The following is a 14,668-nucleotide window of genomic DNA, read 5'->3' on the forward strand; positions in this document are numbered from 1 at the left end:
TGTCATGTCGAGCGAAGCGAGACATCTTTGGCGTGCTGAATTGGCAAATTGCTCGCTGCGTGCGCAATGACAAAGGGGGCGTTATCAAAAGCCAGCGGTCTTTACCTGTATGTAACCCAACCCATGCAAATCACGGTTGAACAGCTTACAAAACGTTTCGGTGCGGTATGCGCCAATGATCAACTGTCCATCTCGTTTGCATCTGGCCAGATTCACGGGGTGTTGGGCGAAAACGGCGCCGGTAAGAGTACCCTGATGAAATTGCTGGCCGGGTATCTACGGCCAGATGAGGGTCAGATTCGATTTAACGGTGTGATCCAGCGGTTGCGTGGGCCGGGGGATGCCCTCGCTGCCGGTGTGGGGATGGTTCATCAAGAACCACTTGATATTCCGGCGTTTACTGTGCTCGAAAATCTGCTCTGTGCCGCTCCACCGGGTGTGTTTCGTTCACGACGAGCTGCGGAGATGGCACTGCGCGAATTGTCCGCACAGCTAGGCTTCACGGTCGATCCGACAGCCCGCATCGAACAGTTGACGGTCGGTCAGCGCCAGCAAGTAGAGATCATGCGCTTACTGTTGTGTGGCGCACAGGTGCTTATTCTCGATGAACCAACGACCGGCATTACCGCTGCGCAAGCTCGCGCGCTGTTTGCGGCGCTGCGCCAAATTGCCGCCGAGGGACGAACTGTCCTATTTGTATCGCATAAACTGGAAGAGGTGGCCGAGTTGTGCGATACCGTGACGGTGCTCCGTAACGGACGGGTGATGCCTCCCGGTCAATTGCCAATGCCACAACCGCAAGAATATTTGTTGTCGTTGATGTTTGGTGATGCCGGTACTGCTTCATCCATGTACCGTCCCCTGCCCACTATTGATGCACCGCCGGTTTGGGAATTGAAGCATGTGACGGTGCGGAGTGGTATGTTGCAGTTGGTTGATTTGAATCATCGCTTTACTGCGGGACGTATCATTGGGTTAGCCGGGCTTGATGGGAGCGGTCAGCAAGTGTTGCTCCGTCTGCTTGCCGGTCAATTGGCACCTGAAAGGGGACAGGTGTTGGTGAATGGTCGTGACTTGAGCGGTGCAGGGCCGCTGGTGTTCCGCCAGGCTGGGATAGAATACCTACCGGCCGATCGTCTGCACGATGGGATGATCGGTGCATTGTCGCTGACCGATCATTTTGCGCTGTTGCAACGATCCGGTGTGTTGATCGATCGGCGTCGGGCGGAGGAACTGGCCCGACAAGCGATTGCAGAGTATCAGATCAAAGCAACACCGATCACCCCGATTGCTGCGCTATCGGGTGGTAATCAGCAGCGTGCGATGTTAGCGCTCATCCCACCGGATGCCCGCGGTATTCTGGCTGAACAGCCAACGCGCGGCCTCGATGTGGCGTCGGCGCGCGCAATCTGGAGCCGGTTGCAAGCCCGCCGTGATGACGGTTGTTGTGTTATCTTTGCTTCCCCCGATCTCGATGAAATTATGGAGTACAGCGACGAGGTCATTGTGTGCTTTGCGGGACGGATCGGACCGCCGATTCCGCGGGCATTACTGTCGGTGGGGCGGCTGGCCGAGTTGATCGGTGGGGTTGGTTTTGAAGCTTTGGTAGCGACGGCATAGGGATGTGAGCCATGGAACGCGGTAGTTTTCATGTGCAGCAGCTTACCGGAGCAACCCGGTTTTTGTTGGTGCTGGCTGCTGCCTTTGCGTTTACAACGGTGGCACTGCTGAGCACCGGTGTTTCACCACTTGAGGCCTACCGACTCGTTCTCTTCGGGGCTTTTAGTACGCCGGTACGTCTGAGCGATATGATGATGTTGGCCGCGCCGTTGTTGCTCTGCGCAACCGGGTTAACCATCACCTTTGCCGGTGGTTTGTACAACCTCGGTGTTGAGGGGCAGATAATTGTCGGTGCGATCGCGGCGATGGTACCGTTGCGGCTGTGGCCCGATTGGCCGCCGCTACTGCTCTGGTTGCTAGCCGGGTTGAGCGGTATGACCGGCGGGGCATTTTGGGCAATGCTGATCGGTGCGCTGCGTCGTTATGCTGGCGTGAGTGAGATTTTTGCCGGTTTGGGGATGAATTTTCTCGCCAGCGGGTTGGCCCTCTACATGGTTTTGGGTCCGTGGCGACGGCAAACCTCGGCGTCGTTGTCGGGCACTGAGCTGTTACCACGTGAACTTTGGCTACCTACCCTTGATCGCTTGCGGCTGGCACCAGCTGCACCGGTTATTGCCGTACTTGCGTTGGGGGTGGTGTGGTGGGCACTCACCGGCACCCGTTGGGGGTTAGAGGTGCGCGCAGTGGGTCTCAATCCGGCGGTAGCCGGACGCTTGGGGATCGCCACCGCCCGTCGTATGGGTGAAACGTTGGCTGCGTGTGGCGCATTAGCCGGTGTGGCCGGGATGATCCAGGTCGTCGCCGTGCATCATGCGCTGATCCCTAATATTTCAAGTGGGATCGGTCTGATCGGTTTACTCGTGGCGCTGTTGGCACGGGCCGATCCACGGTGGTTGTTGCCGATTTCGGTTGCCTTTGCTACCTTTACCGTTGGCAGTATTCAGTTGCCACTCACGTTAGGCATTGATAGTGCTATTGCCGGTGTGCTACAAGGGGCGTTGGTCTTGTTTGCCTTGGCGGCTCGTGTGCAGAAATAGCTTTGCGTGCAAGAGCGCCAACCGGGTGAAGGGTTGCTCGTATGGATCAACTTTGGATTGATCTCGCGGCAGTCTTGGCGGCGGCTGCCCCATTGGTCATCGCCGCGATGGGTGAAACGATTAGTGAACGAGCCGGTGTGATTAATCTCTCGCTCGATGGGACGATGCTGCTAGCGGCAATGACCGGTTTTGCCGTTGCATTGACGACGAACAATCTACTGCTCGGATTTGCTGCCGCAGCACTGGTCGGTGCGGTGGTGGCCGCAGTGCTTGGGCTGTTTAGTTTGACTCTTGGTCAATCGCAGACCGCTGTGGGCTTTGTGTTGGCCCTGCTTTGCACCGACCTCTCTTCGTTTCTAGGGGCGCCGTTTGTGCGGCTGCCCGGTCCCACCGTTCCCTTTTCTCCGATCCTTGGTTTGGCTGATTTGCCGGTATTAGGAACCGTCTTCTTCCGACACGATCCGGTGATCTATACCAGTTTTCTCATAGTTCCGCTTACCGCTTATGTTCTTTACTATACCCGACTCGGTCTCATTGTACGGGCGTTGGGTGAACGCCCGGCAACCGTGTATGCGCGTGGTGTTGATGTCACCCGCTGGCGCTATGCAATGCTGATCATCGGTGGTGCATTGGTTGGTATCGCCGGAGCCGCATTTTCGCTCGATTTGAAGCAAGGCTGGAGCTACCGCCATACCTTTGGCACTGGCTGGATCGTGCTGGCAATTGTCATTTTTGGTGGGTGGCGACCGTTACGAGTAGCGCTGGGTTGCTACCTTTTTGCGGCACTTGAAATCTTCGCCACCCGTTCGCAGAGTGCTCTCCCCGATATTCCTACTCAGATCGTGCAAGTTGCTCCATTTGTGCTGATGATCGGGGTGTTAGCGCTCGTTAATTTGGCCTCATCTCCAACAGTCCTTCGCCGGATCACGACGTTGCCGGTAGTATGGCAACGACCGTTGCTTGGGGTCGTTACCCACTTACGTGCCACCGCGCCGGCAGCGCTCGGTCAACCATTTGAACGACCATGACGATGCGGCCCATGGCTATTCTGTCAATAATGAACGGTAAAGGGCGACTGTCTGTTGCGCGATGGCTTCCCAGCTAAACACCTGTTCCACCCGTCGGCGGCCCGCTTTGCCAAATTGTTCACGCAACGTCGGGTCGGCCAACAACCGGTTGATGGCTGCAGCGAGATCGGCAGAAAATGCTGTCGGATCGGCCGGGTCAAAACTGCCCGGTTTGAGGTTCGGATCGACCAACAGACCGGTCTCTTCCGGTACAACCACCTCTTTAATCCCACCGACGGCCGAAGCAACTACTGCGGTTTCGCACGCCATCGCCTCTAAATTGATAATGCCGAACGGCTCATAGACACTTGGGCAGCAGAAGACAGCAGCATGTGAATAAAATTGGATAACATCTTGGCGTGGTAACATCTCACGAATCCAAATTACGCCAGGACGCTGTGCGCTCACAGCGGCAACCCGCTCCTCCATTTCGATCCCGATCTCTTTGGTATCCGGTGCGCCGGCGCAGAGCACTACTTGCGCTGTCGGATCAATCTGCGGGATGGCATTGACCAAATGAATGATCCCTTTCTGACGTGTGATGCGCCCGACAAACAACACGAACGGCCAGTTTGGATCAACGCCATAACGTTCGAGGGCATCGGTTGCACGTGTTTTGCGGTACTCGTTCAAATCGATCCCGTTGTAGATCACATGGACCCGCGCCGGATCGACGTTAAATAGGCGCAAAATGTCGGATCGTGTCTCTTGCGAGACGGCAATCACTGCATTGGCCTGTTCGATGGCAGTGCGCTCGATCCACGAGCTGAGATGGTAGGCGTTGCCCAGTTGCTCGACCTTCCATGGGCGTAGCGGTTCGAGCGAGTGAATGGTGAGAACGTAAGGAATCCCCCACAATTTACTGGCAAATAGACCGGCTAAATCGGTGTACCACGTATGACAATGAACGATACTCGCATCGAGGGTGTCTTTGGCCATCGCTAATGAACGAGCGACTGCGTCGACGGCGCTGGCAAAGCGCGGATCGGTATTGTGACGGGATTCTTCCCACCGAGGATAGCCACGTACTGTGAGGTTGGGATCATCAACCCGCTGATCGCCGAAACAGCGCACCTCGACCGGTACAATGCGAGACAAGGCGCGACTCAGATATTCGACGTGTACACCGGCTCCGCCGTAGATGTACGGTGGATATTCGTTGGTAAAGATTGCCACACGGCGCAGTTCGGGCATAGCGAGCCTCTTGAACTAGTGCAAAAGTGAACCAATGCCTTCAGTATACATCCTTTTGCCGAGAGCGAATCAGGCGCGATCGCGTATAATGCCCCAAAAAGAAGGGAAGACGATGATCGAACTGTTCATTCGCGGAGTGCTGTTTGGGTTGGCGATCGCAGCGCCGGTCGGCCCCATCGGTCTGCTGTGCATGAGACGGACGATAACCGATGGCCGGATCGCCGGGTTTGTCAGCGGGTTGGGTGCGGCGACGGCCGATGCCCTCTATGGTTCGATCGCGGCGTTGGGCTTGCAGGCGCTCAGTCTGTGGCTGCTTGGCATCAGTCCGATCTTGCGTATCGTGGGTGGCGTAGCGTTGCTCTGGATCGGTCTGACCACGATGCTGGCGCGACCGCAGCCGATCGTCGCCCAACCAGAACCGACCAAACGCGGACTGCTCGGCGCGTATGGGTCTACCCTCTTCTTGACCCTCACCAACCCGGCGACGATCCTGATCTTTACCGTGATCTTCGCTGGTCTCGGGCTGAGCGCCGGCGCCGATGGCTGGGCCGGATTGGCCTTGGTGTCCGGGGTTACGCTTGGCTCGGCGCTCTGGTGGACGATTCTGAGCGGCGGGGTGGGGTTCATGCGTGGGCGTGTCACACCGCCGATGTTGCAGGTGATCAACGTGGTGTCGGGGTTGATTATTGGCGGGTTTGGGGTGGTAGCGTTGGTGATTGGCTAAGAGGGCGCAGCGACGCTACGACGGCGTAACAGTGCTGTGCCCATACGGGGATGTAAGGTTGAGAGCGATGTATGTTGTGATTGTTGCTAATGCGCCGGGACTTGATCTGTCGCCATACCATCATCTGCTGGCGGCTGCCGATCAGGTAATTGCCGCTGATGGCGGGGGCACGGCGCTCTTTGCCCACGGCTATACACCGCACCTGCTGATCGGAGACCTCGATTCGATCGCAGCCGAGGCCTTGGCGGCGTATCAAGCGCAGGGGGTGGCAATTGAGCGCCACCGTCCTGATAAGGATGAGACGGACCTCGAGTTGGCATTGCTAGCAGCGGTGAACCTCGGCGCGAGCCGAATCGACATAATCGGCGCGCTCGGCGGGCGGTGGGATCAGTCGCTGGCCAATGTATCGTTGTTAGGGATGGCTGAGCTGCGCGAGCGACAGGTGCGGCTGATCGATCATCCGCAACAGATTTGGCTCGTGCGTGACGAGAGCGCGATCCCCGGCGCGATCGGCGATACCGTCTCGCTGCTGCCGTTCGGCGGCGATGCGCACGGTATCACCACCGAAGGCTTAGCGTACCCGTTGCGCAACGGCTCGTTGCTGCACGATCGGGCGCGCGGCGTGAGTAACGTGATTACCGCGACCCCGGCGCAGGTGCAGGTACGTGATGGGGCGCTACTAATCGTATGGACGGCGCGCGCACATTGAAGACGTATTTCCGGGCGTGATAGCGTCCGCACGGCCATGCGGCCCTACACGACACGCACAAATTTGCGCCGGCCTACCTGCCGCGCGCAGTACCGCCGCCACGTGCGGTATTTACCTACACGACACGGACAAACTTTCGCCGACCAACCTGCACTACCACATTCGCACCGGGATTGATCGTAAGCGTGTAACCTTCCACTCGCTCGCCATCAACGCGCACCCCACCGCCATCGATCAAGCGACGCGCCTCACTTTTGCTCGGTGCAAGACCACTGGCAACTAACACATCCACGATTCCGGTGGGTGCTTCAAGGGTAAAGTTCGGAATATCTTCCGGCAATTCCCGCTCGACAAACTGGCGAATAAAGGTCGCTTCTGCCGCTACCGCTGCCGCCGGATCGTGGAATTGGGCTACGATCTCGCGCGCCAATCGCATCTTCAGATCGCGGGGATTGACTTGGCCGGTAGCCATAGCCGTCTTCATCTCGGCAATCTCGGCCATCGGTACATCGGTCAGTACTTCAAAATAGAGTGGCAGTACTTCATCGCTCATTGACATAATACGTCCGTACATTTCGGCAGGCGGCATGCGAATATCGACTGTATTGTTAAACGTCTTCGACATCTTACGCCCGTCGGTGCCGGGAATGAGCGGTACCAGGAAGACCTGCTGTGGAGTCATGCCCAACTGTGCCATCAGCTCTCGTCCGGCGAGAATGTTAAACTTCTGGTCGGTACCACCAAACTCAACATCAGCCCTAATCGCGACCGAGTCATACGCTTGCAGCATCGGATACATCAATTCAAGGATGGTCAGTGGTGCGCCGGTCTCGTAACGTTTGCGGAAGGTCTCGTGCGCCAGCATTTGGGCTAATGTAAAGCGTCCGGCCAAATCGAGCGCGTTTTCCAGGGTAAACTGGCCAAACCACTCGCTTTGCCAGCGCACCTCGGTGCGTTGGCGGTCAACCACCCGGAAAAACTGCTCCATGTAGGTCTCGGCGTTGGCGCGCACTTCAGACGCCGACAAGCGGGTGCGCGTCTCGTCGCGACCGCTCGGATCACCGATCTGCGCCGTCCAGTCACCGACGATCAACACCACCTGATGGCCCAATTCTTGGAATGCGCGTAACTTACGCAGCCCAACGGCATGCCCGATGTGCATGTCGGGCTTTGTGGGATCGAACCCTTGTTTCAGGCGCAGCGGCGTCCCGCTTTGCAAGCGAGCGCGTAATTCACTTTCAACAATTACCTCGGCAACGCCGCGACTTAATAGCTCGGACAGATCCATGCCAAACGCTCCAAAGCTTTCTAGAGTGGGTTCAAACGATGTGTATGCTAGCAGGCAGTGGCATTAGTGTCAAGCCGTTGGATGCATACCGTGTTTACAAGCTGAGTGTATCCAGTGCGGTTTGCAACTGGTCTGAGAGATCGAGCGGATTATTATTTAACCAGATCACCGTTGTCGCACCGGCAGTGCGGGCGTTTACGACCTCTTGCTCGGTGCGAGCCAGGGCAATGAGTGGTGTATCGTGATTAATCTGGCGCCACAGTGTGAGAGTTTTGAGATCGAACAATTCTGCTACCACCAATTTTGGCTGTGGTTCATGTGCCAACAATCCCTGTGCAGCAATTTCGTTGTCGGCGATAAAGAGACGGTAGCCACGCACATTCAGGGTCGCAACAATAGCTGCACGCGCGACCGCATCTTGACAAATGATGAGTGCATCGGGCGAACGACCGGTGCGTCGTTCAATTGGTGTAGGAGCTTGACTATCGTCACAACGCCCATCACTTCGCCGATCAATTTTGTAACTGCTTCCGGCAATTTGTTTGGCAGCTTTCTTTAACTCGGCGGCAACTCGGCTCATCTCATCGACGTTGGCAAATGTGCGATGATACGTCGTTACGACGGCAATCGAAAGGCTGATAATACCGAACTGACGCTGGACACCATACCGATCGGTTGCGAGCAAATAACCGCGCTGTAAGTCAGCTTCATCGTATAGTGAACGAATCTGTTCATCAAACACGCGAATGATCTGCTGACATAATGACTCCACATCCGTACCAAAGTGAAGGACGACGAAATCATCGCCACCAATGTGGCCGAGAAAATCGCCGGGTTTGATCTGATCTTGCAAAATCCTGGCTAAAAGATGGATGGCACGATCGCCACGTGCGAAGCCGTAGACATCATTAAATGCTTTGAAGTTGTCGAGGTCAATATACAGTAACGCGAACGTGACTTTCTGAGCAAGTTGGCGATTGATCTCAGCTTGAATGACGACATTGCCAGGCAAGCCGGTCAGTGGGTTGCGCTGGGGCAACTGGGCAGCTCGCCGCAAATGCGATCGGACACGGGCCAACAGCTCATCGCGATGATACGGTTTGGTGATATAATCATCCGCACCGTTCTCAAAACCTTCAACGATACGGGATGAATCGCCAATGGCGGTAAGGATGAGCATCGGTAAATGGGCAGTACGTGTATCGTTGCGTAACTGGCGAATCGCCTCTAGACCGTCCATCAGCGGCATGAGTAAATCGGCGATGATCAGATCCGGTGGCTGTGCTTGAGCGCGCCGCACGAGCTGATCACCGTTGGTAACGAGTTCGACCTCGTATCCTGCGCCCCTGAGTATCTCGTGTAGGAGCTTCCCTACCTCTGCTTCATCTTCGGCAACCAGGATCCGTGCCGGTGCTGTCATACTACGCTCCCACGGTGAGAAAAAGTCGAATCTACTACACTTGCTCTGTTTTAGTCCGATTATTGACTATAGCATACCATACCCACTTATTTGACGTGAAGGTATTAGTTTTCAAACATAAGTTTGCTATAACGATCTTCTCAAAGGTACGATTTGTGCTATAATATACATCTTGCGTGGCGCATGTTGCGTCACAACGTACTCGTAATTGTGAAACGGACTACCATGACGACGTTTGCTGCGTTGGGCCTGAGCGATGCACTTCTGCATACCTTGCGTGAGCTTGGCTACGACGAACCAACTCCCATTCAGGCGCAAGCCATTCCTTTGTTACTTGCCGGTCGCGATGTGATCGCTCAGGCCCAGACCGGCACCGGGAAGACGGCGGCGTTTGCGCTGCCGATGATTGAACAAGTGACCGATGAACCGGTCGTACAGGCGCTCGTCTTAGCGCCAACTCGTGAACTGGCAATACAAGTGGCCGAGGCTATCCATCGCTATGGCCGCCATCGCGCACTCCGCGTGTTGCCAATCTACGGCGGTCAGCCGATTGAGCGTCAGTTGCGTGGCTTAGCGCAGGGTGTCCAAGTTGTTGTTGGAACGCCGGGACGGGTACTCGATCACTTGCGCCGGGGGACGTTGCGCTTCGACCATCTACGCTTAGTTGTGCTTGATGAAGCCGACGAAATGCTCGATATGGGTTTTGCCGAGGAGCTTGAGGCTATTTTGCAATTGACCCCGGCCGAACGCCAGACGGCTCTGTTCTCGGCGACGCTGCCGCCCGCTGTGCAGAGTCTGACCCTGCGCTATACCCGTCAACCGGTACGGGTGAGTATTGCTGCCGAACAATTGACCACCCCGCGTATCCATCAGATTTATTACGAGATCTTGGCCCGTGATAAACTCGATGCGCTCTGCCGTGTGCTCGATGCCGAGATGCCGCAACTGGCGATTGTTTTTTGCCGGACTCGCCAAGAGGTTGATGAAATCGGTGAACGGCTGCAAGGGCGTGGATATGCGGCCGAGTCGCTCCACGGCGACTTGAGTCAAGCGGTGCGCGATCGCGTCATGCGGCGCTTCCGCGAGGGGCAGCTCGATGTGTTGGTGGCGACCGATGTCGCGGCACGTGGTCTCGATATTGCCGAAGTGAGCCACGTGATTAACTATGATGTGCCGACCGATCCTGAAAGCTATGTTCACCGGATCGGACGTACCGGGCGTGCCGGGCGTGCTGGGGTCGCGATCACGTTCATTACCCCCCGTGAACGCCGTATGCTCCAAACCATTGAACGGGTGACGCGCACGCGGATCGAGCGCTGCCAGATGCCTACCTTAGCCGATGTTGTTGCGCGTCGCCGCTTGGCACTGCGCGATCAGTTGCACGAGGCAATGCTGGCCCCCGACCTCACGAGGTATACGGATCTGGTCGACGAGTTGACCGTTGAACACGATCTGCGCACGTTGGCTGCTGCGGCCCTCAAGCTCTTGCTCAACGAGACGGAAGCTGAACAGGTAGATACGATTACCCGCCTCGAACCACTCCGCTCCGAACAGGTTGAACGTGGTGAGCGCTCGTCACGTGCCAAGCGTGCGGCCACTGATGAACGGCCTACCCGTCGCGAAAACGGTATGGCTCGCATCCGTCTTAATCTTGGTCGAAACGATCAGATTCGGCCTGCCGATATTGTTGGTGCGATTGCCAACGAAGCCGGTTTGTCTGGGCGGAGTATTGGTGCTATCGAAATTCAGGCGCGGATGAGCCTTGTTGATGTTCCACGTCGGGCAGTACGCCAAGTACTGCAAGCTCTCAATCGCACGACGCTGCGTGGTCAACGTGTACGGGCGGTGTTGGTTTCAGAGGAAGTGGTTGCAGCATAACCCTTACCTTCGTTAGGAACATTGTCCAAATACGCTGAGACGGATTTAGGCAGGCGATATGCGCTGCCTAAATCCGTTTTCTGCTATAGTACAAGCAAGGACTCGCTACATCTAGTAAGGAGGAGCGAAGGCATGAGTGTCGATCCGCGCGACCTGCTGCTGCGCCGTGTTGCTGCCGATAACGTCGCTTTTGTTCATTTGCAGTTTACCGACGTGTTAGGAATCGGGAAAACGGTGACAATTCCAGTTGAGGAGCTACCTGATGCCCTCGATCATGGGGTTTGGTTCGATGGTTCGTCCATCGAAGGGTTTGCCCGTATGGTCGAGAGCGATATGTATCTGGTACCTGATCTTACCACGTATGCTGTCGTTCCATGGGATCGGCATGAGGGAATGGTGACGGCACGCTTGATCTGTTCGGTCTATACCCCCGATGGTAAGCCGTTTGCCGGTGATCCGCGCAATGTGTTGATACGGATACTCGATCAAGCAGCGGCGAGCGGTTATCGCTTTATGGTCGCGCCGGAGCTGGAATTTTTCTTGTTCAAGGTTGATGAGAATGAGCGGATTCACGAACCACACGATAAGGCCGGGTATTTCGATGTTTCCACCGATCTCGCCACGCACATTCGTCGTCAGATGGCTCGTGCCTTGCAAGCAATGGGGATTACCGTTGAAGCGGTGCATCACGAAGTCGCGCCTGGCCAGCACGAGATCGATCTCCGTTACGCGGATGCGCTGCGTTCCGCCGATCATCTGGTGACGGCACGGGTGGCGCTCAAGGCGGTGGCCCAGATCAATGGCCTGCACGCGACGTTTATGCCGAAACCGATGGCTGGCGTCAACGGCAGCGGCATGCATGTTCACCAGAGTCTGCTGGATGTTGAGAGCGGGAAAAATCTCTTTGCCGATCCCGATGATCCCTACGGCTTGTCGCCGCTGGCTCGCCATTTCATTGCCGGTTTGCTGGCCCATGCCCGCGGCATGTGCGTGCTGCTCGCGCCGCTGGTCAATTCCTACAAACGGCTTGTGCCCGGCTTCGAGGCACCGGTGCATATCTCGTGGGGCCGTACCAATCGCTCAGCGCTGGTGCGCGTGCCGCGCATTACCGCCGGTCGCCATCAGGCGACGCGGATCGAGCTGCGCTGTCCGGATCCGGCCTGCAATCCCTACCTTGCCTACGCGGCGATGCTGGCCGCCGGCCTTGATGGAATCAAGCGCAAATTGCCGCTGCGTGACGCTGCCGAAGAAGATCTCTTCCACGTTGATCCGCGTGCGCGCGGTTTGACAATGCTCCCAACATCGCTTGGGGCTGCCCTCGATGCGCTGCGTGAGGATGAGGCCATTCTCGAAGCAATTGGCCCGTCGGTTGCCGAGCGGTTTCTCGACGCTAAACAGCAAGAATGGGAGAGTTACCGCGCTTATGTATCGCAGTGGGAAATTGACCGCTATTTGGCGATCTTTTAATAAGCAGCGTGTCCTGTCCGATGATCCGTAGGCTGTGTCACCGGCTTTGAGGTTGGCTTAGCCCGTCAAAGAACGTGGTAATGATCAGATCGGCCAGCGCCGTGCTGCTATCGTCGACCATTGCCTGTTCAATGTGAAAGAAGGGATAGAGTAATCCCAATAGGAGCCAAGTCGCGAGCTTGGGGTCGACCGGGCGTAATTCACCACGCTCAATACCGGTCTTGATCATCTGCGTGATTGGACCGATCAGCCCGTTGATGTAGCACTGAGTCACATTGTGGCGTGCCGACTCACTGAGCCGTGGCATATCCTGATTACTCAACCTCACCAACGCGCGTTGTGCCGGTGCTTGCTGAAACAAGCCACGCACCAGTGCCGTTAATTGGGCACGTACCGTTGGTTCGCGTCCGGCGGTCTCGGCTAATGTCGCCATCTCGTTTGACCAATTGGTCAAGACGGCAATCAGCAGCTCTTCCTTATCACGAAAATGATGATACAGTCCGGCCTTCGATAACCCGACAGCCTCAGCAATCTCACGCATCGCGATACCGTCATAGCCGTAGGTGACAATCAGTCGTGCGGCTTCTTTGATAATCCGGTCTCGAATTTTGTCTGAACTTTGTTGTCGAACCATGGCGCTCCTTGCATACCGTTTCAGGTGATGGATTATAGCATACCATATGGCTTAGGGCCCCCAATGCGTTGGGAAGGAGACGCCGTGCCGCGCGTTCCGCCGATGTGTCCTTTGTGTCTTTACCTCCTCTGCGCCTTTGCGTTATCCTGCGTGGGCCAGTGCTGTTGCCTTCTCGGCCACCCGGTTCTTCAATCCCAAACCGGCAAAGGTCAAGGCAAGCATTACGATACCAATGGCTAAAAAGGCCAACCCATACCCACCGGCGCCACCGCCACCGGTGGCGGCAATCAAGCCAACCAACACCGCGCCGAGCAACTGCCCAACGCCCATCGTGACGGTAAGTAATCCTTGCGCTGCTGCGCGTTCGTTGGCCGGAACTTCATTCAGCAGAATGTACCGTAACGATGCTCCGAGCAGGATGGCCAAGCCGATCCCGAACACAATCGCGGAAAGATAATAGGCGACGATGCTCATCGGTAGCGCACCGAGCACCACAAGCCCTGCACCGCTCAAGATCACACCGATGGTCACCACAATCCGCGACCCAAATTGATCGAGCATCCGACCCGAAACCGGTGATCCAACCGCCATCGCTAACACCACCGGTAAGAGCATGAAACTGGCAGTCGAACTGCTCACACCGTGTGCCGCCGTCAGCAACGCCGGCACGAAGACAATCGACGACTCGGCAATGCCGGCACCAATGGCTAAGGCCGCTGTCAGCCAGATTTGACGTGAACGAAAGATAGATGGCTGCAAAATTGGCTCGACGACTCGTTTCTCGATGGTAATAAAAGCTGGTATTAGCAATACGGCGACAATCAAGGCGCCTACCGCAAAGAATGGTATATTCCCGGTACGGATTGCATCTGGATCAAGTTCGGTGAGGCCGTATGCGAGACTGCTCAGCATGACCCCCAACACCAGCAAGCCGGCGAGATCGAAGGGCGCACTGCTTGTTGCTGTGCGTCCCGGTAGGAGTTGCAAACTGAAGGCGACGAGGATTGCCGCAATTGGCAAATTGATCAAGAACAACCATTGCCAACCGAGCAAGAGTAACAGCCCACCAATGATCGGACCGATCAGAAACGCGATCCCGAAGACCGCACCGATCAAGCCGAGAGCCGATCCACGTCGTTCTGGCGGAAATGTGTCGCCGATAACTGCGCTGGCCACCGGGAAAATACCGCCGGCACTAAGGCCTTGTAACAACCGCCCGACTAGGAGTACCGAAAACGATGGTGCAAGGGCAACGATGAGTGAACCAAGCGCGAAGCCACTTAAGCTCAGAACATACAACGCCCGCCGACCAAACCGATCAGAGAGGGCGGCAATCATCGGTGTTCCGACTAGATTGCCAAGCACATAGATCGAGAAAACCCACGACAGCAGTCGCTCGCTAACCGTAAATACACGCTGAATTACCGGCAATGCTGGCCCGACGATGGCAATATCGAGCGCTGCCATTAACACGCCGAAGAACAACAAGCCGAGGATCTGGTTGCGCTGATGTTCGTTGACCATACGACTCACACTCCTTGATAATCGCAATAAAACCGACCGACCGGTCGGTAATTAATATAGCACTTGATAAAAGACTTGTCTAGTCTAGAATCAAAACCTCGCCGTA

General features: G+C 56.3%; 12 protein-coding genes. 7 read left to right on the forward strand and 5 right to left on the reverse strand.

The genetic code is table 11. From position 1 onward, the window contains the following. The first annotated feature begins 123 nt into the window (after nucleotides 1-123). From AC01ZF_RS12975 to AC01ZF_RS12985, 3 genes are read left to right on the forward strand one after another with little or no spacing between them, the layout of a single operon-like run. Entirely contained in the window at nucleotides 124-1,620 is a 1,497-nt protein-coding gene (locus AC01ZF_RS12975; RefSeq protein ID WP_424675891.1) for an ABC transporter ATP-binding protein, read from the forward strand. An 11-nt stretch (nucleotides 1,621-1,631) separates the two neighbouring features. Next, nucleotides 1,632-2,657 carry an ABC transporter permease gene (locus tag AC01ZF_RS12980; RefSeq protein ID WP_428112965.1) on the forward strand — a complete coding sequence of 342 codons (1,026 nt, stop codon included), beginning with the start codon at nucleotides 1,632-1,634 and terminating at the stop codon, nucleotides 2,655-2,657. Between the two features lie 41 nt (nucleotides 2,658-2,698). Beyond that, a complete protein-coding gene (locus AC01ZF_RS12985; RefSeq protein WP_424677467.1) occupies nucleotides 2,699-3,685 on the forward strand; it encodes an ABC transporter permease in 987 nt (328 codons plus the stop codon). Between the two features lie 15 nt (nucleotides 3,686-3,700). Here the strand turns inward: AC01ZF_RS12985 and glgA are convergent, their stop codons facing one another. Further along, complete coding sequence (glgA, locus tag AC01ZF_RS12990; protein WP_424677468.1) at nucleotides 3,701-4,918, reverse strand: glycogen synthase; 1,218 nt, start codon at nucleotides 4,916-4,918, stop codon at nucleotides 3,701-3,703. 112 nt (nucleotides 4,919-5,030) lie between these two features. On the opposite strand from glgA, the gene AC01ZF_RS12995 reads away from it, so the two are divergent. Further along, nucleotides 5,031-5,642: a LysE/ArgO family amino acid transporter gene (locus AC01ZF_RS12995; RefSeq protein WP_476575407.1), complete on the forward strand. Its 612-nt coding sequence runs from the start codon at nucleotides 5,031-5,033 to the stop codon at nucleotides 5,640-5,642. A gap of 67 nt (nucleotides 5,643-5,709) precedes the next feature. Next, a complete protein-coding gene (locus AC01ZF_RS13000) occupies nucleotides 5,710-6,351 on the forward strand; it encodes a thiamine diphosphokinase (RefSeq protein WP_424677470.1) in 642 nt (213 codons plus the stop codon). Nucleotides 6,352-6,466: 115 nt separating this feature from the next. Here AC01ZF_RS13000 and tyrS read toward each other — a convergent pair whose 3' ends face one another. Together tyrS and AC01ZF_RS13010 are read right to left on the reverse strand one after the other, a co-directional pair. Then, a complete protein-coding gene (gene tyrS / locus AC01ZF_RS13005; protein ID WP_424677471.1) occupies nucleotides 6,467-7,639 on the reverse strand; it encodes a tyrosine--tRNA ligase in 1,173 nt (390 codons plus the stop codon). A 94-nt stretch (nucleotides 7,640-7,733) separates the two neighbouring features. Continuing rightward, nucleotides 7,734-9,059 carry a response regulator gene (locus AC01ZF_RS13010; RefSeq protein WP_424677472.1) on the reverse strand — a complete coding sequence of 442 codons (1,326 nt, stop codon included), beginning with the start codon at nucleotides 9,057-9,059 and terminating at the stop codon, nucleotides 7,734-7,736. A 225-nt stretch (nucleotides 9,060-9,284) separates the two neighbouring features. On the opposite strand from AC01ZF_RS13010, the gene AC01ZF_RS13015 reads away from it, so the two are divergent. Both AC01ZF_RS13015 and glnA read left to right on the forward strand, forming a co-directional pair. Next, nucleotides 9,285-10,937: a DEAD/DEAH box helicase gene (locus tag AC01ZF_RS13015; protein ID WP_424677473.1), complete on the forward strand. Its 1,653-nt coding sequence runs from the start codon at nucleotides 9,285-9,287 to the stop codon at nucleotides 10,935-10,937. Between the two features lie 132 nt (nucleotides 10,938-11,069). Continuing rightward, entirely contained in the window at nucleotides 11,070-12,404 is a 1,335-nt protein-coding gene (glnA, locus tag AC01ZF_RS13020) for a type I glutamate--ammonia ligase (RefSeq protein ID WP_476575408.1), read from the forward strand. A 37-nt stretch (nucleotides 12,405-12,441) separates the two neighbouring features. Here glnA and AC01ZF_RS13025 read toward each other — a convergent pair whose 3' ends face one another. Continuing rightward, entirely contained in the window at nucleotides 12,442-13,038 is a 597-nt protein-coding gene (locus AC01ZF_RS13025; protein ID WP_424677079.1) for a TetR/AcrR family transcriptional regulator, read from the reverse strand. A gap of 141 nt (nucleotides 13,039-13,179) precedes the next feature. Next, on the reverse strand, nucleotides 13,180-14,562 hold the full coding sequence (locus AC01ZF_RS13030) for an MFS transporter (protein ID WP_428132803.1): 1,383 nt from the start codon (nucleotides 14,560-14,562) through the stop codon (nucleotides 13,180-13,182). Between the last annotated feature and the right edge of the window lie 106 nt (nucleotides 14,563-14,668).

The organism is Chloroflexus sp. (genome assembly GCF_056331925.1).

Excerpts from the sequence above, each read along its gene's own strand:
- AC01ZF_RS13015 (WP_424677473.1), top strand. The coding sequence starts at position 9,285 with ATGACGACGTTTGCTGCGTTGGGCCTGAGCGATGCACTTCTGCATACC.
- glnA (WP_476575408.1), top strand. The coding sequence starts at position 11,070 with ATGAGTGTCGATCCGCGCGACCTGCTGCTGCGCCGTGTTGCTGCCGAT.
- tyrS (WP_424677471.1), bottom strand. The coding sequence starts at position 7,639 with ATGGATCTGTCCGAGCTATTAAGTCGCGGCGTTGCCGAGGTAATTGTT.
- AC01ZF_RS12975 (WP_424675891.1), top strand. The coding sequence starts at position 124 with ATGCAAATCACGGTTGAACAGCTTACAAAACGTTTCGGTGCGGTATGC.
- AC01ZF_RS12995 (WP_476575407.1), top strand. The coding sequence starts at position 5,031 with ATGATCGAACTGTTCATTCGCGGAGTGCTGTTTGGGTTGGCGATCGCA.
- AC01ZF_RS12985 (WP_424677467.1), top strand. The coding sequence starts at position 2,699 with ATGGATCAACTTTGGATTGATCTCGCGGCAGTCTTGGCGGCGGCTGCC.
- AC01ZF_RS13000 (WP_424677470.1), top strand. The coding sequence starts at position 5,710 with ATGTATGTTGTGATTGTTGCTAATGCGCCGGGACTTGATCTGTCGCCA.
- AC01ZF_RS13025 (WP_424677079.1), bottom strand. The coding sequence starts at position 13,038 with ATGGTTCGACAACAAAGTTCAGACAAAATTCGAGACCGGATTATCAAA.
- glgA (WP_424677468.1), bottom strand. The coding sequence starts at position 4,918 with ATGCCCGAACTGCGCCGTGTGGCAATCTTTACCAACGAATATCCACCG.
- AC01ZF_RS12980 (WP_428112965.1), top strand. The coding sequence starts at position 1,632 with ATGGAACGCGGTAGTTTTCATGTGCAGCAGCTTACCGGAGCAACCCGG.
- AC01ZF_RS13010 (WP_424677472.1), bottom strand. The coding sequence starts at position 9,059 with ATGACAGCACCGGCACGGATCCTGGTTGCCGAAGATGAAGCAGAGGTA.
- AC01ZF_RS13030 (WP_428132803.1), bottom strand. The coding sequence starts at position 14,562 with ATGGTCAACGAACATCAGCGCAACCAGATCCTCGGCTTGTTGTTCTTC.